Below are 21,716 nucleotides of genomic sequence, written 5' to 3'. Positions count from 1 at the left end.
TGTGAATCGGATCCGCACGACCCGAACGGTGCTTCGTTGTGCGTGTCCGACAACCTTCCGGGCAGGATGTACAGCATGGACATCCGCTTCACCGAGTCCCCTCCGTCGACCATCGGCGTCGAGTGGGAACTCCCGCTGGTCGACCTGTCGACCGGCGACCTCACGCCCCGTGCCCCTGCCGTCATCGCGGCCGTGCACGAACGGATCGGCGACCGCGAGCGGGTGACCGAGGAACTCCTGACGAACACCGTCGAGGTCGTCTCCAGCGTGCACTCCCGGGTCGGCGACGCCACGAGCGAGCTGTCGGGCATCATCGGCGAGGTCATCGACGCCGCCGAGCCGCTCGACGCCCAGGTCATGTGCTCCGGGACGCATCCGTTCGCGGTGTGGGACCAGCAGGAGATCACCCCGGACAGCGAGCACTACACGACCCTCATCGACCGGACGCGCTGGTGGGGGCGGCAGATGCTCATCTGGGGCGTCCACGTGCACGTCGGCATCGACGACCGCGACAAGGCCCTGCCGATCCTCGGCGCGATGCTCGCGTACGTCCCGCACCTGCAGGCCTTCACGGCGTCCAGCCCGTTCTGGGCCGGCATCGACACCGGCTACGCCTCGAACCGCGCGCTGATGTTCCAGCAACTCCCCACCGGTGGACTGCCGCCGGCGCTCGGGGCCTGGGCGAACTTCGAAGAGGTGGTGAGCGACCTCACCCACACCGGCGTCATCGACAGCGTGAAGGACCTGCGCTGGGACATCCGCCCGTCGCCGAAGTGGGGCACGCTCGAGAACCGGGTGTCGGACGGCATCTCGACCCTGCACGAGGTCGGTGCCGTGACGGCACTCGTGCAGTGCCTGGTCACCACGATGTCCGACCGGCTCGACGCCGGTGAGACCCTGCCGACGATGCAGCCCTGGTTCATCCGCGAGAACAAGTGGCGCGCCGCCCGCTACGGCATGGAGGCCGAGATCATCACGAACGCCGCCGGTGACGAGCGGCTCGTGACCGACGAGGTGCACGACCTGGTGCAGCGGCTCGACCCGGTGGCCGAGCGGCTCGGTTGCCAGCAGGAGTTGCACCACCTGGACACGATGATCGCGAACGGGGCGTCGTACCAGCGGCAGCTCCGGGTCGCGCAGGAGCACGGCGGGGACCTGCGCGAGGTCGTCCGCCACCTGGTGACGGAGTTCCGCGAGTCACTCTGACCTCGAGGCCTCGCCGCGTACCTGATCGAATCGGGCGTACCTGGTCGTTTCTTTCGACCAGGTACGCCCGATTCCGTTTTCCACCGCGCGTGCGATGGGAAGGACTAGCGCCCCAGGAACTTCTGCAGGCTCGCGAGCTCTTCCTCGGTCGGCGCCTTGCCACCCTTGGCTGCCCCGCCGAGGCCGAGGCCGGAGCCCTTCGGCGCCTGCTGCGGAGCAGCGGCCGCACCGGCGGCGATCGCTGCGCGCTTGGCCGGGTTGCCGACCTTCGACTTCTTCTTGCCGCCCTGCTGCTGCTTCTTGCCGCCGTGCATGCCCGGGATCGGACCCATGCCCGGCATCTGCGGCACACCACCGCGGGCGACGGTCTTCATCATCTTGGCGGCCTGCTCGAAGCGGTTCACGAGGGCGTTGACCTCGGTGACCGTGGAGCCGGCACCCTTGGCGATCCGCAGACGACGCGAGCCGTTCAGGAGCTTCGGCAGTTCGCGTTCCTTCGGCGTCATCGACTGGATGATCGCTTCGGTACGGACGATCTCGCGCTCGTCGAAGTTGTCGAGCGCCTCGCGCATGCCCTTGGCACCCGGGAGCATGCCGAGCATGCCCTTGATCGAGCCGGCCTTGCGGAGCTGCTGCATCTGCTGCAGGAAGTCGTTCAGCGTGAACGAGTCGGACGCGATCTTCTCGGCGACCGCACGGGCTTCTTCTTCGTCGAACGCCGACTGGGCCTGCTCGATGAGCGACATGATGTCGCCGAGGTCGAGGATGCGGCTCGCCATGCGGTCCGGGTGGAACGGCTCGAAGTCGTCGAGGCCCTCGCCGGTGGACGCGAACATGATCGGACGGCCGGTGACACTGGCGACCGACAGGGCCGCACCACCGCGGGCGTCGCCGTCGAGCTTCGACAGGACGACACCGGTGAAGTCGACGCCTTCCTGGAACGCGCGCGCCGTGACGACGGCGTCCTGACCGATCATCGCGTCGATGACGAACAGGACCTCGTCGGGGTCGACGGCCTTGCGGATGTTCGCGGCCTGCTTCATCAGCTCGGCGTCGACACCGAGACGACCGGCGGTGTCCACGATGACGGTGTCGTACTGCTGGTCGACGGCGGCCTTGATGGCGTTCTTGGCGACCTTGACCGGGTCGCCGACGCCGTTGCCGGGCTCCGGTGCGAAGACGTGCACGCCGGCCTGTTCACCGACGACCTGCAGCTGCTGGACGGCGTTCGGACGCTGGAGGTCCGCCGCGACGAGCATCGGGGTGTGGCCGTCCTTCTTGAGCCACTTGCCGAGCTTGCCGGCGAGGGTGGTCTTACCGGCACCCTGCAGACCCGCGAGCATGATGACCGTCGGCGGCTTCTTCGCGAACTCGAGACGTCGCTGCTGACCGCCCAGGATGCCGACGAGTTCCTCGTTGACGATCTGGACGACCTGCTGCGCCGGGTTCAGCGCGCGGTTGACCTCGTCGGAGAGGGCGCGTTCGCGCACTGCTGCGGTGAACGCCTTGACGACCTCGAGCGCGACGTCGGCGTCGAGGAGCGCCCGCCGGATCTCGCGGACGGTGCCGTCGACGTCGGACGGAGTCAGCCGACCCTTGCTCCGCAGATTGCGGAAGGTCTCGGTCAGCCGATCGGAGAGTGAACCGAATTGCGCCATGATCCGTCGATTCTACAAGGCTCGGAGCGCGGGTCCCGGTCGGTCAGCGCAGCAGCACGCCGGGCGCGAGCTCGACCGGGGTGTCCAGCCCGACGTCGAGGAGCACCGGCGCGGTCGACGGCAGGCGGTCGGCGGTCAGGAACCAGCGCCGCTCCGGCGACACCAGGATGGCGAGGCCGTCGACGTCACCGACCGCGGCGAAGCCCTCGCCTGCTGGGTTGGCGTAGGGCTCGAGTCCGGCGCGGCGCAGCGTCTCGACGGCACCGAGGACGTCGGGCACGGCGATGCCGACCTCGCTGACCGAGACGAGCGGAACGGCGGACGCGGACGCGGGTGCGGGTGCGGCGGATGCGGGTGCAGACGCTGGCGCCGCGGGCGCGGACGCGGCGAGGTCCCGCCGCTCGATCAGCTCGAGCAGCTGCTGGCCCGGACCCTCGAAGTACACCGATCGCGAGTTCCAGTGCGGCGGGCCCTCGAACTCGTCACGGCCGTCGGCGTCGACCAGCACCGTCGCGATCCCGGCACGTCGAGCGAGCGGGTGGCGAGCTGTGCCTGGCGGATGTCCATGTCCGCCATCCGACGCCCTCAACCACGGTTCAGGTCAAGGTCGTCCGTGTTGTTGTACTCCGTCCAGAAACCGTCGTAGGCTCCCTCACATGCCGGAACTCGAGATCGTGCGGCCTGCCGGGCTGCTCGACTACGCCGAGGGAATCGCGCTGCAGCGGGACCTCCACGCCGACGTCGTCGCCGGCCGCTCCCCCGGGGTCCTCGTGCTGTGCGAGCACCCGTCCGTGTACACCGCCGGCCGCCGCACCGAGCCGTCCGACCTGCCGACGAACGGTGCCCCGGTGGTCGACGTGGACCGCGGCGGGCGCATCACCTGGCACGGCCCCGGGCAGCTCGTCGCCTACCCGATCGTCCGACTGGCCACACCGATCGACGTCGTGGCGTGGGTGCGCGACCTCGAGCAGGTCATCATCGACGCGGCGGCGACCGTCGGGGTGGATGCGCGGCGGATCGACGGCCGGAGCGGCGCCTGGGTCCGCGGAGCGGACCGTACTCCACCCGCCAAGGTCGGCGCCATCGGCCTGCACGTCGCCGAGGGCGTGACGACCCACGGCATCGCGATCAACTGCACGAACACCCTCGACGCCTACTCCGCGATCATCCCGTGCGGGATCGCCGACGCCGGTGTCACCACCCTGAGCGCCGCAGCGGGCCGACCGGTCACCGTCGACGAACTCGCCCGCGCGGTCGCACGCCGCATCCAGGACGCCGTCGACGGCATGCGCCGCGGCGAGCGCATCGCTCGACAGGAGACCCTCGTATGACCCTCGCCCCCGAAGGCCGCCGGATGCTCCGCGTCGAGGCCCGCAACGCCGAGACCCCGATCGAGACGAAGCCCGGGTGGATCAAGACCCGCGCCACCCAGGGCCCGGAGTTCCGCGAGCTGTCCGCCCTGGTCAAGGACAAGCAGCTGCACACCGTCTGCCAGGAGGCCGGCTGCCCGAACATCTTCGAGTGCTGGGAGGACCGCGAGGCCACCTTCCTCATCGGCGGCTCGCAGTGCACCCGCCGGTGCGACTTCTGCCAGATCGACACCGGCAAGCCCGAGCCGCTCGACCGCGACGAGCCCCGTCGGGTCGCCGACTCGGTCGTGTCGATGGGCCTGAAGTACGCCACCGTGACCGGCGTCGCTCGCGACGACCTGCCCGACGGGGGCGCCTGGCTCTACGCCGAGACCATCCGCCAGATCCACGAGCACTCCCCCGGCACCGGCGTCGAGATCCTGGTGCCGGACTTCAACGGTCGCCCGGACCAGCTCGGCCAGGTGTTCGACGCCCGCCCCGAGGTCTTCGCCCACAACGTCGAGACCGTGCCGCGGATCTTCAAGCGCATCCGGCCGGCGTTCACGTTCGAACGCTCCCTCGACGTCATCACGCAGGGCCGCGACGCCGGACTCGTCACGAAGTCGAACCTCATCCTCGGCATGGGCGAGGAGCGCATCGAGATCGAGGACGCCCTGCAGCGCCTGTACGACGCCGGCACGGACATCATCACGCTCACCCAGTACCTCCGCCCGTCGCCGAGGCACCTGCCGGTGGCGCGCTGGGTCAGCCCTGCGGAGTTCGTCGCCCTGCGTGAGGTCGCCGAGGAGATGGGCTTCGCCGGAGTGCTCGCCGGTCCGCTCGTCCGGTCCTCGTACCGCGCCGGACGCCTGTGGGCGCGGGCCACGGTCGCGCGCGGCGGCTCGGTTCCCGAGCACCTCTCCCACCTGCTGGACGCGGCGCCCGGTCGCCAGGCGGTCTGAAGCCGTCTACCGGTCCGCGAAAGCGACAGATCTCCGCTGACAGTTCGCGGCAGTCTGTCGCGTTCGCGGCACTGGTCGCGACCACGGACAGACGGGAGGCACGGCGCCAGCTGGCACCGTGCCTCCCGTCCGTTCATCCGCCCGTTCAGGGCGTCCGGTGCGCTATGCGCGCCCGCGGATGCTCCTGAGGAGCCAGCCGATGACGGCCAGGATGATGAGGACGATCCCGACCCACAGCAGGAACTTCAGCGCACCGACGAAGATGCCGCTGAAGAGCAGGACGAGGCCGACGATGATCGCGATGATCAGGAGTGCTGGCATTGAGGGGCTCCTTCCGGTGTACCTGGACGATCCCTGTACTGCGGAGACAGTACCCGGAATCAGCCGACGAGGTTCTGCACGAACACGTGCGGGGTGAAACCGGTCAGGTCGTTGATGCCCTCGCCCTGCCCGATGAGCTTGATCGGGATGCCCGTCTTCTCCTGCACGCTGAGGACGAACCCGGCCTTCGCGGAGCCGTCGAGCTTGGTGATGACGAGGCCCGTGACCCCGGCGCCCTCGATGAACGCCTGCGCCTGGGCCAGGCCGTTCTGCCCGGTCGTTGCGTCGAGGACGAGCAGCACCTCGCTGATCTCGGTCTGCTTCTCGACGACGCGCTTGATCTTCGTGAGCTCGTCCATCAGGCCCGCCTTCGTGTGCAGGCGGCCGGCGGTGTCGATGACCACGATCTCGGTGTTGTCGCGGATCGCCTTCTCGACGGTCTGGTACGCCACCGAGGCCGGGTCCTGCCCGGGCTGCGAGGGGCGGACGACGTCGACACCGGCGCGCTCGGCCCAGGTGGCGACCTGCTCGACCGCCGCGGCGCGGAAGGTGTCGGCCGCACCGACGAGGACCGTGCGGTCGTAGGTCTTCAGGAACTTGGCGAACTTGCCGATCGTCGTGGTCTTGCCGACGCCGTTCACGCCGACGACGAGCACGACGGCCGGTCGGGCGCTGAGCTTGAGCGTGGTGTCGAGCTTCGACAGCCGTTCCTCGAGCACCTCGCGCAGCATGCGCTGCAGGTCGGCCGGGTCGGTCGTGCCGTAGCGGACGACGCGCGCGTGCAGGTCGTCGATGATCGCCTCGGAGATGTCCGGGCCGAAGTCGGCGCCGATGAGCGCGGTCTCGAGGTCCTCCCACGTGGTCTCGTCGATCGTCTTGCGCTGGAAGAGGCCGCGCAGCCGTGTGGACAGTGACCAGGAACTCGCCATGCTCCCAGCTTAGAGCGCGGCGCATGTCCGCTGTGCCCGGTATGCTCGGTCTCACGAAGGGGAGTATTCCCTCTCGGTGACCCCGTCAGTACGGCCCGGAACGATCCGGACCCGGGGCGCCGGTCGTGCAGTACCGGTTCCGGTGCCGTGCGGCGGAAGAGACCTTCAGGCCTCGGCGTACCCGCACATCAGCGGCACGCCCTACCTGAAGGAAACCGTGGACGTCCCACTCTTCGTCTGGCTCCTCACCATCGCAGGCATCCTCGCCCTGCTGGTGTTCGACTTCTACTCGCACGTGCGCACCCCGCACGTGCCGCACATCCGCGAATCCGCGTTCTGGTCCGTGTTCTACATCGGGCTCGCGATCCTGTTCGGGTTCGGCATCCTGGTCTTCGGCGGCGGACAGGCCGGCGGTGAGTACTTCGCCGGGTGGCTGACCGAGAAGGCGCTGTCGGTCGACAACCTGTTCGTCTTCCTCATCATCATGACGAGCTTCGCGGTGCCGAAGGAGTTCCAGCAGAAGGTCCTGCTGGTCGGTGTCGCGATCGCCCTGGTCGCGCGCGGCATCTTCATCGCCCTCGGTGTCACGATCATCGAGAACTTCTCGTGGGTGTTCTACCTGTTCGGCGCGCTGCTGTTCTGGCTCGCCTGGTCGCAGGCCCGCAGCGGCAACGACCACGGCGGCGACGAGGGCGACTCGCGCCTCATCCGCATCCTCAAGCGCATCATCCCGACTTCGGACCACTACGACGGCGACCGCCTGACCACCAAGGTCGACGGCAAGCGCCTGTTCACCCCGATGCTGCTCGTCATGGTCGCGATCGGTCTGACCGACGTCCTCTTCGCGCTCGACTCGATCCCCGCGATCTTCGGGCTCACCCAGGACGCCTTCATCGTGTTCACCGCGAACGCGTTCTCGCTGCTCGGGCTGCGGCAGCTGTACTTCCTGATCGCCGGCCTGCTGGAGCGCCTGATCTACCTGGGCCAGGGCCTGGCGGTCATCCTCGGCTTCATCGGTGTGAAGCTCGTCTTCCACGCCATGCACGTCAACGAGCTGCCGTTCATCAACGGCGGCGAGCACATCGAGTGGGCGCCCGAGATCCCGATCTGGTTCTCGCTGGGCTTCATCATGCTGACCATCGCGGTCGCGACGACCGCCTCGCTGGTCGTCTCGAAGAAGCGCCAGGAGCGCGGGCTCACCCCGACCGGCGAGCCGAAGGAGTCGGTCGCGGCCGACGCGGAGTAGCCGTCACGCCCTGGACGGGCGGCAACACGGACGGGAGGCACGGTGCCAGCTGGCACCGTGCCTCCCGTCCGTCCGTGGTCGCGACCAGAGCCGCGAAAGCGACAGATCTCGTCGCGGACCCACGATCCTCTCCATGAAAGCGACAGATTGCCGCGAACTGTTGGCGGAGATCTGTCGCTTTCGCGGCGCGCGACTGCGACCAGCGTGGCTACGCGACCGCGACCGCGTCGGCGGGCTCGCGCTTCTGCACCCGCTGGCCGACGACGGCGGACACGCCGTCCTGCCGCATCGACACCCCGTACAGGGCGTCCGCGATCTCCATCGTGCGCTTCTGGTGCGTGATGACGATGAGCTGCGACGACTCGCGGAGCCGCTCGAACACCGTCAGCAGCCGACCGAGGTTCGCGTCGTCGAGGGCGGCCTCGACCTCGTCCATGATGTAGAACGGCGACGGCCGCGCGGTGAAGATCGCGACGAGAAGCGCCACCGCAGCCAGGGACCGCTCGCCGCCCGACAGCAGGGTCAGTCGGTCGATCTTCTTGCCGGCGGGCTTCACCTGCACGTCGATCCCGGTGCCGAGCAGGTCGGTCGGGTCGGTCAGGTTGATGGAGCCCGAGCCGCCCGGGAACAGGATCGGGAAGATGACGTCGAAGGCGTCCTTCGTGTCGTTGAAGGCCGACTCGAAGATCGTCTGCATCTTCGTGTCGAGCTCGTCGATGATCGTCATCAGGTCGGTGCGGGTCTTCTGCAGGTCCTCGAGCTGCTCGGCGAGGAAGGCGTGCCGCTGCTCCAGGGCCTGGAACTCCTCGAGGGCGAGCGGGTTCACCTTGCCGAGCCGGCCGAGGTCGCGCTCGGCGGCCTGCAGGCGGCGCTCCTGCTCGGCGCGGACGTAGGGCACGGTCTCGACGTCGTCGGGGTCGACCTCGTCGGTGACGTCGAACTCGGGCAGGGCGGGGCCGCCGGGCAACGTCGATTCGGCGTCGACGAGCGCGACGGTGTCGTCCCCGGGGCTGGTGTCGAGGTCGGCGTCGGCATCGACGTCGACGTCCTCTCCGGGTGCGTCGAGGGGCTGCTCGGACGCTGCAGCAGCCGCTGCGCGCTCGGCGTCGCGGTGCTTCCGTGCGAGGACCCGCGGGTCCACCAGCACGTCGACCGGCACCGGCACGGTCGGCCCGTACTCGGCGACGAGCACGGCCTCGGTCAGCCCGAGGTCGCTCAGGGCGCGGTCGAGGACACCCGACACGTGCAGCTTCTTCTCGTAGATCTCCATCTCGAGCGAGTGCACGCCGTCGGTGATGGTCTGCAACCGGTCGCGGAGTTCGCGCTCCTCGTTCCGGATCGCCTGCAGCTCGGTGTTGCGCTTGGACCGCTCGGACTCCTCGGTCGCGAGCTGCACGCGCGCCTCGGCCAGGGAACGGTCGACGGCACCGAGCACACCCGGCAGGTCGGCGAGCACGGCTTCGGCGGTCTCGATCTGCCCGCGACGGATGACCGCACGACGGGCTGCCTCCTCCGCCGCCGCACGCTCGGCCTCGAGCTGGCGTTCGAGCTGGTCGGCACGGTGTCGTTCGGCGCGGACGCGCTCGCGCACGGTCTGCACCTGGATGCGCTGCTCGACCTCGGCGGCACGTGCGGCCTCGAGCGCGTCCTGCAGTCCCGGACGCTCGGAGGCGTCGACGACGGGCCGCTCCTGCTCGGTGAACGCCCGGTGCGCCGCCTCGGCCTCCGCCAGGGCGGCGTCGACGGCTTCGACGGCACCGTCGGTCTCGGCGAGGGCGGCACGCAGGCGCTCCACCTCGGCCGCCGCGTTCTCGGCCTTCGCCCGCGTCGAGGCGCTGGCCCGGTCGTACTCGGCCGTCGCCTTGGCGTGCGCGCGGGACGCCGCGTCGGCCTCGTCCGCGCGGCGGCGTGCGTCCTCGACGGCGGTGCGTGCGGCCTGGAGGCGCGTGGCTGCGTCCTCGGCGTCCGTCGCGATGGCGTCGCGTCGCGTCACGGCGTCGTCGCGCTCCGCGACGAGCTCGATCCGCGAGGTCACGCGCTCCCCGCCGCCGGTGACGCGGACGGCGCGGACGAGGTCACCAGACCGGGTGACCACCGTCGCCTGCGGGGCGGCGGCGAGCACGGCCTCCAGGTCGACCGTGTCCGCGTGCTCGTCGCGGTCCTCGTCGGCGCGCTCGGCGGTGTCCGCGATCAGGGTGTTCCGCAGGATCGCGGCGAGAGCGGGCGGGCCCTGCACGACGTCGACCGCTCGACGGACGCCCGCGGGCAAGTGCTCCGGCAGGTCGGTGGGGCCGTCCTGGGCGTCCGCGACGACGACGTCGATGCGGCCGATGTCCGCGGACCTGGCGTGCGCGACCGCGTCGAGCGCGACGGTCCGGTCGTCGGCGAGGACGGCGTCGGCGAGGCCGTCGAGGGCGATCGCGACGGCGCCCTCGAACCCGGGCGTCACCGTCAGCGCATCTGCGAGACGACCGACGATGCCCGCGCGTCCGGCGTCGATGAGCGCCTGGGAACCGTCGCGGACGTCGATCGACATGCCGAGCGCTGCGACCCGGGCGTCGAGGGCGTCCCGTTCCCGCTCGAGGGTGTGCAGGCGGTCGCGCTGCTCGTCGCGGATTGTCTGTGCGGCCTCCAGTTGCTCACGAGCCGCCTGGAGCGTGGTGGCGAGGGCTTCGTCGTCGACGCCCTCGGACGGATCGGTGCCGAGCTCGGCGAGGGCTGCGGTCGCACGCTCGGCGCGGTCGCCGGCCTCGGCGAGGGCTCGCTGTCGACGCTCGCGGTCCGCCACCGTGGACCCGCGCTTCGACCGGGCGACGTCGACGGCGTTCGCGAGCCGCTGCGCCTCGAGGTCGTGCTGCGACACACGTGCGGCCTGCGCGGCGATGCGTTCGTCGAGGGCGTCGAGCGCGTCACGGGCGTCCTGCACCGCGCGGGCGGTCTCGGCGGAGCCGCCCTGCATCTGGTCGGCGCGGGCAGCGAGCCGGTCGGCCTCGGCGCGGACACCGGCCACGCGCTCCGGGGTGATCGAGGGTCCCTGCTGCGGGGCGTCGGCCTGCTGCGCCAGGAACATCAGCCGCTGGTTCGCCAGGCTGGACAGCCCGCGCAGCCGCTCCTGCACGCTCTCCAGGCGGTGCACCACCGTCCGGGCGCGGTCGACGTCGTCGCCGACCATGCTCTGCTCGACGTGCTGCTGGCGGACCCGGGTCTGGTCGAGCCGTTCGGTCAGGACGATGCGCTCGGACTTGCGCCCCGCCTCGACCTCCTGGTGGTCGTGCAGTTCGCGGCGCAGCCGGACCACGTCGTCGGCGAGGATGCGGGCCTTGGCGTCCCGCGCGACGGCGGCGACGGACTGCGCCTTGCGGGCGACCTCGGCCTGGCGTCCGAGCGGCTTCAGCTGGCGGCGGATCTCACCGGCGAGATCGGACAGGCGGGTCAGGTTCGTCTGCATCGCGTCGAGCTTGCGGAGGGTCTTCTCCTTGCGGCGACGGTGCTTCAGGATGCCGGCGGCTTCCTCGATGAAGCCCCGGCGGTCCTCCGGGGTGGCGTGCAGGACCTTGTCGAGCTGCCCCTGCCCGACGATCACGTGCATCTCGCGGCCGAGGCCCGTGTCGCTCAGCAGCTCCTGCACGTCGAGGAGGCGGCAGTTCTCGCCGTTGATCGCGTACTCACTGCCGCCGTTCCGGAACAGCGTGCGGGCGATCGTCACCTCGGAGTACTCGATCGGCAGCAGGCCGTCGCTGTTGTCGATCGTCAGCAGCACCTGGGCGCGACCGAGCGGACCACGGGTCGAGGTCCCCGCGAAGATGACGTCCTCCATCTTGCCGCCGCGCAGGGTCTTCGCCCCCTGCTCCCCCATCACCCAGGCCAGGGCATCGACGACGTTGGACTTGCCGGAGCCGTTCGGGCCGACGATGCAGGTGACGCCCGGCTCGAACGCGAACGTCGTCGGCTGCGCGAAGGACTTGAACCCCTTGATGGTCAGGCTCTTCAAGTACATGCGGTCTCCGGGTGTGCTCACGCGTGCTGCGGCGGGGCCGCTGCTGGGCTGTGCTGCTGGGCGTCAGGCTAACGCGTCCGGGCACGGGGGCGCGGTTGGCACACGGGGCAGATGTGGCTCGACCGGTTCATGAAGGCCTCGCGCACGATCGTCGTGCCGCAGCGTGGGCAGGGCTTCCCCTGCTGGCCGTACACGTTCAGCCGCTGCGAGAAGTACCCGGACTGCCCGTTGACGTTGACGTACTGGGCGTCGAAGCTCGTCCCGCCGTCCTCGAGCGCGCGCCGGAGGACACTGCGCACCTCGTGCAGCAGGCGTGCGAGGTCGGCACGGGTCAACCGCTCGGCCGACCGGTCGTAGTGCAGCTTCGCGGCCCAGAGGGACTCGTCGGCGTAGATGTTCCCGATGCCGCTCACGACGCCCTGGTCGAGCAGGACCCGCTTGATGCCGCTCGAGCGCTTCCGGGCGATCGCGGTGAAGCGGTCGTCGTCGAACGCGGGGTCGAGCGGGTCGCGGGCGATGTGCGACACCTGCTGCGGCACGCTCCGGCGCCACACCGCATCGGGGTCGGACGCGTCGACGTGTCCGGCGAACCCGGCCGGGGCGCCGTCCACCGTCGGCACCATCGCGTCGATCGCCATCGAGCCGAAGGTGCGCTGGTCGACGAACTCGAGCTCCACCGCGGGTTCGGCGGTGCCGTCGCGGTCGGTGCCGACGGGTTGCACGTCGATGCGGATCCGTCGGTGCTTCGCCGCCGGTCGACCACGGCCGAGCAGGATCTGGCCGCTCATGCCGAGGTGGGCGACGAGTGCCTCCGGCCGGTCACCCTCGTGCTCCGGCTGCAACGGCATCCAGAGGAACTTGCCCCGACGGACCGCGGCGGCGATGGTGCGGCCGGTCAGGCGGTCGGCGAAGTCCTCGGCTGGGCCGTCGTGACGGGTGAGTGCCCGCTCGTCAACGACGTCGACGTGCAGCACCCGCGCGCCACTGACCGCGGGTTCGAGGCCGGCGCGGACGACCTCGACCTCGGGGAGTTCGGGCACGTCGTCAGGCCGCTCGGCCGGACAGCCGGGTCCAGGCGTCGAGCGCCGCGGACATCTCCGCGGCCTTCTTGCTCGATCCGGTCCCGACGGCGATGTCCTCGCCCTGCAGGACGACGGTCGCGCTGAAGGTCTTGTCGTGGTCCGGGCCGGTCTCGGTGACGCGGTACGCCGGGTTGCCGAGCGACAGGCTCGACGCGAGCTCCTGCAGGCTCGTCTTCGGGTCCATGGCGGCGCCGAAGCGGTCCGGGTCGATCATCAGCGGTTCGACCAGGCGGAGCACCAGGTCGGTCGCCGGGTCGGGGCCCGCGGACAGGTAGGTGGCGCCGATGACGGCCTCGACGGTGTCGGCGAGGATCGACGACTTGTCGCGGCCGCCGGTCTGCTCCTCGCCCTTGCCGAGGCGCAGGTACTGGCCGAGCCCGATCATGCGGGCGATCTCGGCCAGCGCGACCGTCGACACGAGGCTGGCGCGACGCTTCGCGAGGTCACCCTCGTCGAGGTCGGGGAAGGACCGGTAGAGCTTCACGGTCACGGCCTGGCCGAGGATCGAGTCGCCGAGGAACTCGAGGCGCTCGTTGTGCTTGATGCCCCCGTGCTCGTAGGCGTACGAACGGTGGGTCAGGGCGAGCTGGAGCAGCTCGAGGTCGATGTCGACCCCGAGCTGGCCCTGCAGACGAACGACGTCCGGCCCCACGGGGCGGGACCCCGTGGCGCCGGACGTCGTCGTCATGCGTTCGGTCCGATCAGACGTCGGCGACCTTGCGGCCCTTGTACTCCATGTACAGGGGGGTGCCGGCCGAGTCCTCGACGACCTTCGCGCGGTGCGGGAGGCTGTAGGTGACCTGACCGTTCTCGATCGTCTTGACGAGCTGGATCGGCGTGGCCTTCCACTGCGAACGACGGGCGTGCGTGTTCGCACGGGACTGCTTGCGCTTGGGAACGGCCATGGTGAATCTCTTTCGGTTGGTCGGTGGTCGGAACGGGGGCTGGCGGTGTCGGGGCCTACTCGGCCTCGGCCCGCTCCTCGCCCTCGGTGGTCTTCGTGTCGGTGGTGTCGCCGTGGGCGGCACGCTCGGCAGCTTCGAGCTGGATTCCGGTCAGGGCTGCCCAGCGCGGGTCCAGGGTCTCGTGAACGGGCTGCTCATCGAGGTCGGCCAGTCGCTCGCCCGTCACCGGGTCGAGGCCTGGGCAGTCCGGTCGGCAGACCGGCTGGAACGGCAGCGCCAGCACCACCGCATCTCGAACGACCTGTTCGCAGTCCACGTGGTCATCACGAACGAAGAAGTCGAAATCCTCCGAGGCATCATACGCGAACAGCTCGGCGAAATCGACCTCGACGGGCTCGCTGATGTCGATGAGGCAGCGCGAGCACTCCCCCGTCGCGTCGGCCGAAGCGTGACCGGACACGAGGACACCCTCGTGCAGGCCCTCGAGCCGCAGGTCGATGTGCAGCGGAGCACCTTCGCGCACCGCGATGACACCGGCACCCAGCGCGTCCGGCACCACGATGTCGAGCGAGTGCTCGCGCATCTCGCCCGGACGGTGCGCCAGGTCGCGCACGCGCAGGGCGTAGGGGCTGTTCACGTGGGAAGACACGATCGTCAACCCTAGCGTGAACGGGGCCGAGAGTCGAGGCGGGCGGGGGTGTGTCCGCGCGTCGGACGACCGGGCATCCGGCTCGGCGCGCAGCTCCGGCGGTTCCGGCTCGGCTCAGCGTGCGGCGAGGGCCGTGGCCACGGCCTTCGGGACGTAGGGGGTGACGTCGCCGCCGAGCGACGAGACCTGGCGGATGAGCGAGCTCGACACGTGGGAGCGCGAGGCGTCGGGCAGCAGGAACACGGTCTCGACGTCGGCGAGGTGCCGGTTCATGATGGCCATCGGGGTCTCGTACGCGACGTCCTCGCCGGACCGCACGCCCTTGACGAGCACCTTCGCCCCGACCTGCCGGCAGTAGTCGACGAGGAGCCCGGAGGTCCACTCCCCGACACGGACGGTGCCCGGCGTGCCGACCTCGACCAGGGACTCCTCGATGAGGCGGACGCGGTCGACCGCCTCGAACATCGCGGGCTTCTTGTCCGGGTTGTGCACCACGAGCACGTGCACCTCGTCGAACAGCCCGGCAGCGCGGCCGATGACGTCGAGGTGCCCGAGCGTGACGGGGTCGAAGGAACCGGGGACCACCGCGATCTGTGCCATGGCAGCGACGATACCGGTCCGGGCCGGGGCGTCCGGGCCCGGGTCAGTTCTTGCCGAGGAACGCCGCGTCGGACTCGTCGAGACGCCGCGCCAGGGCCTCGCGCAGGGCCGGGGCCCCCTCGAGCTCGGGATCGGGGTCGAGGACCCGTTCGGCTTCGCCCCGGGCGTCCACGATGAGGTCGGCGTGCTCGACCACCCGGAGCAGGTTGAGCGAGGACCGCCCACCGGACTGTCGCTCGCCGAGCACGTCGCCCTCGCGCCGCAGCTCGAGGTCGACCCGTGCCAGCTCGAAGCCGTCGTCGGACGCGGACACCGCGTCGACGCGCTCGCGGGAGGTCGTCTCGAGCTCGGCGGTGGTGACGAGCAGGCAGACGCCCGCCCACTGCCCACGGCCGATGCGGCCGCGCAGCTGGTGCAGCTGGGAGACGCCGAAGCGATCGGCGTCGAGCACGGCCATCATCGCGGCGTTCGGCACGTCGACACCGACCTCGATGACGGTCGTCGCGACGAGGACGTCCAGGTCGCCGGCAGCGAAGGACGTCATCACGCGGTCCTTCTCCTCCGCCGTCATCCGGCCGTGCAGCACCGCGATCCGCCGGCCGTCGAGCACGGGCATCGTGCGCATCCGCTCGGCGGTGGCGAGCACGGTCGCCGGTGCGCGCTTCGGGGCGTCGTCCTCGGACTCGGCGGGCGCGGGTTCGCCGTCGTCCTCGGCGTGGGCGTCGTCGATGGCGGGACAGACCACGAAGGCCTGGCGCCCCTTGTCGAGCTCCTCGGCCATCCGCGACCAGATGCGGGACTCCCACCCGGGATGCTCCGCGAGCGGGACCGTGAACGTCTCGACGCCGGCTCGGCCGGAGGGCAGCCCCGTGATCGTCGAGACGTCGAGGTCGCCGAACACCGTCATCGCGACGGTGCGTGGGATCGGGGTGGCGGTGAGCACCAGGACGTGCGGCGGGGTGGCACCCTTGGTCCGGAGCGCTTCACGCTGCTCGACGCCGAAGCGGTGCTGCTCGTCGACCACCACGAGCCCGAGCTCGGCGAAGTCGACGCGGTCGCCGAGCAACGCGTGGGTGCCGACCACGAGGCGCGAACTGCCCGATGCGGCGGCGAGCAGTGCCCGCCGGCGTTCGTCGGTGGACTGTGACCCGGTCAGGATCACCGGACGGAGTTCGGCCGCGAGGTCCGGTCCGAGGAACTTCACGATGGACCGGAGGTGCTGCGCGGCCAGGACCTCGGTCGGGGCGATGAGGGCGGACTGCCCACCGGACTCGGCCACCGTGAGCATCGCGCGGATGGCCACGAGGGTCTTGCCGGAACCGACCTCGCCCTGCACCAGGCGGTGCATCGGCCACGTGCGGGCGATGTCGGTGTCGATCTCGGCACCGACGGCGCGCTGGTCGTCGGTCAGGGTGAACGGCAGGGTGGCGTCGAAGCGCTCGAGGATGCCGCCGGGAGCCGCCACCCGCGGGGTCGCCGCGGTGCGTCGGGCGCGGATCCGGCGCTGCACCAGGGCGGTCTGCAGCACGAACGCCTCGCGGTAGCGCAGGGCGTCCTGCGCGCGCTTGAAGTCGGCGACCTTCTCGGGGCGGTGCAGCAGCTCGAGCGCCCGGCGGAACGGGACGAGGTCGAGCCGGCTGCGCGCCGAGGCCGGCACCGGGTCGGGCAGGTCCGGCAGGGTGTCGAGGACGATGCCCATCGACTTCGCGATCTGCCACGAGGTGAGGGACGCCGTCGCCGGGTAGATCGGGATCGGCTGGCGCGACCACCGGATCGCCTCGTCCGAGCCGGGGTCGGCCGTGGCGCGGGGGTCGTCGGGGTCGAAGAGCTCGTAGTCCGGGTGGGCGAGCTGGCGGGCACCGCGGTAGTCACTGACCTTGCCGGAGAAGATGCCGCGGGCACCGGGCACGAGGTCCTTCGTGCGCCAGCCCTGGTTGAAGAACGTCAGGGTGAGCAGCCCCTTGCCGTCCCCGATCTTGGCTTCGAGGATCGATCCGCGCCGGGCACGCATCGTGCGTTCGCGGACGTCGACCACCTCGGCGACGATCGTGACCGGCTCGCCGATCGCCAGCGAGTCGAGCGCCGTCAGCGCCCCGCGCTCGGCGTAGCGACGGGGTGCGTGCTCGAGGAACTCACCCACCGTGCGGTGGCCGAAGGCCTTCTCGATCGCGGACGCGGTCCGACCACCGAGCACGTTCGCGAGCCGCGCGTCGAGGGGCGCCGGACCGAGGTCGGGCTCGGCCGGCGCAGCGGGGGTTCCGATGGTGACCACGGACACCACGGTACCGGGCACGACCGACGTGCCACGTGCCTCCCGTCCGGCCTGTGGACAGCACCGCCGGCCGCTACGGTGGCTGCATGACCCGCATCATCGCCGGCGCCGCCGGCAACACGACGCTCCGGGTGCCGAAGTCCGGCACCCGGCCGACGAGCGACCGGGTGCGCGAGGCACTGTTCTCGTCGCTCGAGGCCCGTGGGCTCGTCGACGACACGTCCGTCGCGGACCTCTACGCCGGTACCGGTGCCCTCGGGCTCGAAGCGGCGTCGCGCGGTGCGGTCGAGGTCGTGCTGGTCGACCGCGCGTCGGCGGCGGCGCAGGCGTGCCGGGCGAACGCGAAGGCCGTGCAGCAGCGGATCCCCGGGGTGCGGATCGACGTGCAGCCGCAGCCCGTGCTCGGGTACCTGCGCGGGACGGTGCGCACGTTCGACCTGGTCTTCATCGACCCGCCGTACGACGTGACCGAACACGAGATCGCCGAGGTGCTCGAGACCCTGGTGCCGCGGTTGACCGCCGGTGCGGTGGTGGTCGTCGAGCGGAGCAAGCGCTCCCCCGAGCCGACGTGGCCCGCGGGGCTCGAGCCCTTCAGCAAGCGCAGCTACGGCGAGACCGTGGCGTGGGAGGCAGTGACCCCCGCCGGCTGAGCTGCGCAGACGACTCGGAACGACACCATCGACGTCGCACGACGACGATCCTGTCGTTCCGGGTCGACAACCGAGCCGGGCGAGTCAGCCGGCGGCGCCGTCCCAGTCGGCGTAGGGGTCCCAGCCGGTCGTCGGCACCGGGGCCCCGGCGCGGAGCAGGTCGGCGTCGCCGCGGTCCCGCACGACTCCGATGCGGCGGAAGCCACCCGGCAGCGCAGCGTCGGCGGGGAAGGTCGCGAGCAGGCCGTGGTCCTCGCCGCCGTGCAGTGCGACCTCGTCGAGGTCGACCTCGAGCGACAGGGTCACCCTGCTGGCTCGGGCGAGCCGCCCGGCGTCGATCGCCAGGCCGTCGGACAGGTCGAGCATCGCGGTCGCCCCGGCCACAGCGGCACGGGGTCCGTCCGCGATCGGCGGCACCGGACGGCGCTGACGGTCGACGTCGGGATCGGCGTCCGCACCACTCGCCACCGTCGCGGCACGGTCCGGCTCACCCTGGTGGTCGACGCCGTCGCGGAAGAGCCGCGCGAGACCGCGAGCGGCGCGACCGAGCTCACCGGACACCGCCACGACGTCGCCCACACCGGCGCCCGACCGGAGCACCGGAGCGCTACCGCCGAGGTCGCCGAACGCCGTCACCGCCACCGTGAACGTCGCCGAGGTGGACAGGTCGCCGCCGACCACGCCGCAGCCGGGTGCGAGGGCGTCGACCGCGAGGCGGAAGCCGTCCGCGATGCCCTCGAGCACCGCCACCGGGGTCTCCTGGGGCGCCGCGAGGGCGATCACGAGACCGCTCGGCGCCGCACCCATCGCCGCGACGTCGGAGAGGTTCGTCGCGGCGGCCTTCCAACCGACGTCCTCGGGCGAGGACCACGCCCACCGGAAGTCCGGGCCGTGCACCATCATGTCCGTCGTCACGACGAACCGGCCGTCCGGAGCGGCCACGACCGCGCAGTCGTCGCCGGGCCCCAGGAGCGGCGACCCGGTCGGCAGGCGGCTCGTGATGCGGTCGAGGACGGCCAGTTCACCGAGCTCCCCCACGGTCGGTCCAGCCCAGGCGTCGTACGTCGCGTCCACACGAGAACGGTAGCCTGGACCGCGATGGACACCGCGCGCCGCACCCCTCGCACCCTCGCGATCGCGGGGGTCGTGATCGCCCTCGCCACCGGGCTGACCGGGTGCACGAACGCCGTCGGCATGCGCGCGGCACCGTCCGCGAACGCAGCAGCCTGCGCGGCGGCGCAGGTGCGGTTACCGGCGACCGTCGACTCCACCTACGACCTGCGGAACACCAACGCGCAGTCCACCGCGGCCTGGGGCGACCCCGAGGCCGCGCTGTACCACTGCGGCGTGGCCGTGCCGACGGTGTCCGACCTGCCGTGCTTCACGCTCGGGTCGGTCGACTGGATCCGCGACGACCGCGGGAAGCAGATCGTCTACACGACGTTCGGACGGTCCCCCGCCGTGCAGGTGGTCGTCGACACGTCGAAGACCGGCAGCGCGGTGCTGCAGGACCTCGCGACCGCGGTTTCGACGCTGCCGGAGGACGGCCACAAGTGCCTCGACCCGTCCGACGTGCAGGGCTGAGCCGAAGGCCGCCGCAGCGCCGACCAACCCGGTGCCTCGACCCGTCCGACGTGCAGGGCTGACGCGGGCCGACCCCGTCGGACGTCAGCGGACCGCGGCCCGCCCCAGCTCGATGAGCTCGGTGACCAGCTCGCCGTAGGACACACCCGACGCCGCCCAGCAACGCGGGTACATCGACAGCGGGGTGAACCCGGGCATGGTGTTGACCTCGTTGACGACGAAGCCGTCGTCGGTCAAGAAGCAGTCGACGCGGGCGAGCCCGGATCCGCCGATGGCCTCGAACGCGCGGGCACCGATCGACCGGATCTCGTCGGTCTGCGCCTCGGTGAGCGGCGCCGGGCACAGCAGCGACTCGTCGCCACCGAGGTACTTCGACGCGAAGTCGTAGAAGCCGTCCTCGGCCACGACGATCTCGCCCGGCAGACTCGTGCGCGGCACGCCGTCGCGGCCCTCGAGCACGGCGACCTCGACCTCGCGGCCGACGACGCGGGGTTCGACGATCACCTTGGAGTCGTGCTCGAACGCCAGGTCCATCGCGGCACCGAGCCCCTCGGGGCCGTCGACGCGCGAGACGCCCATGCTCGAACCGGCACGGGCGGGCTTCACGAACAATGGCCAGCCGTGCGCCGCGATCGCCTCGGCGACGTCGACCGGGTCGGCAGCCCACTCACGGCGGAGCACGGTGGTCCACGGGGCGACCCGCAGACCGGCGTGCTCGAGGACGGCCTTCGCGACGTGCTTGTCCATCGCCAGGGCACTGGCGAGCACGCCGTCACCGACGTACGGCAGACCCGCGATCTCGAGCAGGCCCTGGATCGTGCCGTCCTCGCCGAACGGGCCGTGCAGGATCGGGAACACCACGTCGACGGCGACGGTCGTGACCGAGCCGTCCGGGTGCGAGACGACGAGTTCGTTCGTCGCCGGCGAGGTCGGGAACGCCACGCGCGTGCCGTTGTCGGGAACGGTCGGCAGCGCGCCGTCGCGGATCGCCCACTGCGAGGGGTCGTCGGACTGCAGCGTGAACGCGCCGTCCTTCGTGATGCCGATCGGCACGATCTCGTACTCGGTGCGGTCGACGACGTCCATGATGCCGCCGGCGGTCACGCAGCTGATCTCGTGCTCGCTCGAGCGTCCGCCGAACAGGACGGCGACGGTGGTCGTGGGAACGTCGGTTCCCTCGGGGATCGTGGGCACGGGAGTCCCTTCGTGACTCGGTGCGGGACCGGTCACTCGCCCTGCGGCTCGTCGGTCTCGGTGAGGTGCGGCGCGATGTTGCGCGGATCGAGCCTACCGGCGAGGACCTCGCCGACCTGGCTGACGATGGGCATGTCGACGCCGTTCGCGGCTGCGAGCTCGAGGATCGGCGCGACGGACGCCAGGCCCTCGGCGGTCTGGTTCATCTGCCGGACGACCTCGTCGAAGCGGTACCCCTGCCCGAGCAGGCGCCCGGCGGTGTTGTTCCGGGACAGCGGCGACTGGCAGGTGGCGATGAGGTCGCCGAGGCCCGCGAGGCCGGACAGGGTCGACGGCTGCGCGCCGAGCGACACCGCGAACTCGGTCATCTCGGCGAGCCCGCGCGTGATGATCGACGCCTTGGTGTTCTCGCCGTAGCCGACGCCGTCGACGATGCCGATCGCCACGGCGATGAGGTTCTTCAGCACGCCGCCGAACTCGGTGCCGATGACGTCGGTGTTGATGAACGACCGGAAGTACGGGTTGGTCGCGACGGCGGCGACGGCCGTCGCGGTCTCCACGCTCGACGACGACACCACGGCGGCGGTCGGCTGCCGACGGGCGATCTCGAGCGCCAGGTTCGGCCCGCTCGCCACGGCGATGCGGTCCTGGTCGATGCCGAGCCCCTGGAGCAGGACCTCGCTCATCCGCAGGCCGGTGCTCTTCTCGACGCCCTTCATCAGGCTGACCACGGGCACACCGGCCGGCAGGAGTTCGCGGATCGCGTCGAGGTTCGAGCGCAGGGTCTGCGACGGCACCGACACGTACACCTGGGTGGCGCCGTCGAGGACCTGCTCGAGCGACGTCGACGCGGTCAGGGTGCGGGGCAGGTTGATGCCGGGCAGGTAGTCGGAGTTCCGCTTCGTCTCGGTGATCTCGCGGGCGACCTCGGGCCGACGGGCCCACACCACGGTGGAGGCGCCGCCCTCGGCGAGCACCTTCGCGAACGTGGTGCCCCAGCTGCCGGCGCCGATGACGGCGACACGGGGCTTGTCGGTCGACTGCATCACCACCCGGATCGCGGCGGTGTCGAAGGCCCCCGGCGCTGCTGCGACGGGGTCGGGACGATCGTC

20 protein-coding genes are annotated in these 21,716 nt (G+C 71.1%); 6 read left to right on the top strand and 14 right to left on the bottom strand.

The genetic code is table 11. The features are described 5' to 3' along the window. The first annotated feature begins 66 nt into the window (after positions 1–66). On the top strand, positions 67–1,206 hold the full coding sequence (locus EDF63_RS06780; protein ID WP_185021391.1) for a glutamate--cysteine ligase: 1,140 nt from the start codon (positions 67–69) through the stop codon (positions 1,204–1,206). Between the two features lie 104 nt (positions 1,207–1,310). On the opposite strand, the gene ffh is transcribed toward EDF63_RS06780, so the two are convergent. Then, a complete protein-coding gene (gene ffh / locus EDF63_RS06775) occupies positions 1,311–2,864 on the bottom strand; it encodes a signal recognition particle protein (RefSeq protein WP_123312281.1) in 1,554 nt (517 codons plus the stop codon). Positions 2,865–2,907: 43 nt separating this feature from the next. Next, entirely contained in the window at positions 2,908–3,372 is a 465-nt protein-coding gene (locus tag EDF63_RS06770) for a hypothetical protein (RefSeq protein ID WP_123312280.1), read from the bottom strand. Positions 3,373–3,520: 148 nt separating this feature from the next. Between EDF63_RS06770 and lipB the strand changes: the two genes are divergently transcribed. Continuing rightward, a complete protein-coding gene (gene lipB / locus EDF63_RS06765) occupies positions 3,521–4,195 on the top strand; it encodes a lipoyl(octanoyl) transferase LipB (RefSeq protein WP_123312279.1) in 675 nt (224 codons plus the stop codon). Beyond that, complete coding sequence (lipA, locus tag EDF63_RS06760) at positions 4,192–5,175, top strand: lipoyl synthase (RefSeq protein WP_123312278.1); 984 nt, start codon at positions 4,192–4,194, stop codon at positions 5,173–5,175. Before lipB ends, lipA begins: the two co-directional genes overlap by 4 nt. A gap of 162 nt (positions 5,176–5,337) precedes the next feature. Here lipA and EDF63_RS18415 read toward each other — a convergent pair whose 3' ends face one another. Both EDF63_RS18415 and ftsY read right to left on the bottom strand, forming a co-directional pair. Then, positions 5,338–5,496, bottom strand: coding sequence for a DUF4175 domain-containing protein (locus tag EDF63_RS18415; RefSeq protein ID WP_139199230.1), 159 nt, complete (start codon positions 5,494–5,496; stop codon positions 5,338–5,340). Positions 5,497–5,555: 59 nt separating this feature from the next. Continuing rightward, complete coding sequence (gene ftsY, locus EDF63_RS06755; RefSeq protein ID WP_123312277.1) at positions 5,556–6,425, bottom strand: signal recognition particle-docking protein FtsY; 870 nt, start codon at positions 6,423–6,425, stop codon at positions 5,556–5,558. A 217-nt stretch (positions 6,426–6,642) separates the two neighbouring features. Between ftsY and EDF63_RS06750 the strand changes: the two genes are divergently transcribed. After that, positions 6,643–7,671, top strand: coding sequence for a TerC family protein (locus tag EDF63_RS06750; protein ID WP_123312276.1), 1,029 nt, complete (start codon positions 6,643–6,645; stop codon positions 7,669–7,671). 208 nt (positions 7,672–7,879) lie between these two features. On the opposite strand, the gene EDF63_RS06745 is transcribed toward EDF63_RS06750, so the two are convergent. From EDF63_RS06745 to EDF63_RS06715, 7 genes are all read right to left on the bottom strand, one after another. Then, positions 7,880–11,668, bottom strand: coding sequence for an AAA family ATPase (locus EDF63_RS06745; RefSeq protein ID WP_123312275.1), 3,789 nt, complete (start codon positions 11,666–11,668; stop codon positions 7,880–7,882). Positions 11,669–11,736: 68 nt separating this feature from the next. Further along, complete coding sequence (gene mutM / locus EDF63_RS06740; protein ID WP_123312274.1) at positions 11,737–12,708, bottom strand: bifunctional DNA-formamidopyrimidine glycosylase/DNA-(apurinic or apyrimidinic site) lyase; 972 nt, start codon at positions 12,706–12,708, stop codon at positions 11,737–11,739. A 4-nt stretch (positions 12,709–12,712) separates the two neighbouring features. Next, a complete protein-coding gene (gene rnc / locus EDF63_RS06735; protein ID WP_260233002.1) occupies positions 12,713–13,438 on the bottom strand; it encodes a ribonuclease III in 726 nt (241 codons plus the stop codon). Positions 13,439–13,451: 13 nt separating this feature from the next. After that, a complete protein-coding gene (gene rpmF / locus EDF63_RS06730; RefSeq protein ID WP_017888273.1) occupies positions 13,452–13,655 on the bottom strand; it encodes a 50S ribosomal protein L32 in 204 nt (67 codons plus the stop codon). Between the two features lie 55 nt (positions 13,656–13,710). Then, positions 13,711–14,292, bottom strand: coding sequence for a DUF177 domain-containing protein (locus EDF63_RS06725; protein WP_123312273.1), 582 nt, complete (start codon positions 14,290–14,292; stop codon positions 13,711–13,713). A gap of 126 nt (positions 14,293–14,418) precedes the next feature. Then, the gene (gene coaD / locus EDF63_RS06720) at positions 14,419–14,904 is read right to left on the bottom strand and encodes a pantetheine-phosphate adenylyltransferase (protein ID WP_123312272.1); all 486 of its coding nucleotides are present in this window, start codon (positions 14,902–14,904) and stop codon (positions 14,419–14,421) included. Positions 14,905–14,947: 43 nt separating this feature from the next. After that, on the bottom strand, positions 14,948–17,167 hold the full coding sequence (locus tag EDF63_RS06715) for an ATP-dependent DNA helicase RecG (RefSeq protein ID WP_123313068.1): 2,220 nt from the start codon (positions 17,165–17,167) through the stop codon (positions 14,948–14,950). A 95-nt stretch (positions 17,168–17,262) separates the two neighbouring features. Here EDF63_RS06715 and EDF63_RS06710 point away from each other — a divergent pair, with 95 nt between their 5' ends. After that, on the top strand, positions 17,263–17,826 hold the full coding sequence (locus EDF63_RS06710) for an RsmD family RNA methyltransferase (RefSeq protein ID WP_123313067.1): 564 nt from the start codon (positions 17,263–17,265) through the stop codon (positions 17,824–17,826). 84 nt (positions 17,827–17,910) lie between these two features. On the opposite strand, the gene thiL is transcribed toward EDF63_RS06710, so the two are convergent. Further along, positions 17,911–18,900: a thiamine-phosphate kinase gene (thiL, locus tag EDF63_RS06705; RefSeq protein WP_123312271.1), complete on the bottom strand. Its 990-nt coding sequence runs from the start codon at positions 18,898–18,900 to the stop codon at positions 17,911–17,913. A 24-nt stretch (positions 18,901–18,924) separates the two neighbouring features. On the opposite strand from thiL, the gene EDF63_RS06700 reads away from it, so the two are divergent. Beyond that, on the top strand, positions 18,925–19,410 hold the full coding sequence (locus EDF63_RS06700; protein ID WP_123312270.1) for a DUF3515 family protein: 486 nt from the start codon (positions 18,925–18,927) through the stop codon (positions 19,408–19,410). 84 nt (positions 19,411–19,494) lie between these two features. On the opposite strand, the gene EDF63_RS06695 is transcribed toward EDF63_RS06700, so the two are convergent. Both EDF63_RS06695 and EDF63_RS06690 read right to left on the bottom strand, forming a co-directional pair. Then, complete coding sequence (locus EDF63_RS06695) at positions 19,495–20,604, bottom strand: D-alanine--D-alanine ligase family protein (protein ID WP_311316878.1); 1,110 nt, start codon at positions 20,602–20,604, stop codon at positions 19,495–19,497. Positions 20,605–20,636: 32 nt separating this feature from the next. Then, entirely contained in the window at positions 20,637–21,650 is a 1,014-nt protein-coding gene (locus tag EDF63_RS06690; protein ID WP_111086095.1) for an NAD(P)H-dependent glycerol-3-phosphate dehydrogenase, read from the bottom strand. Positions 21,651–21,716: the final 66 nt, after the last annotated feature.

Source organism: Curtobacterium sp. JUb34, assembly GCF_003755065.1.
Classification (GTDB): Bacteria; Actinomycetota; Actinomycetes; order Actinomycetales; family Microbacteriaceae; genus Curtobacterium.
Note: the sequence above shows the minus strand (reverse complement) of the source record. Positions and strands in the feature narration are given on the sequence as shown.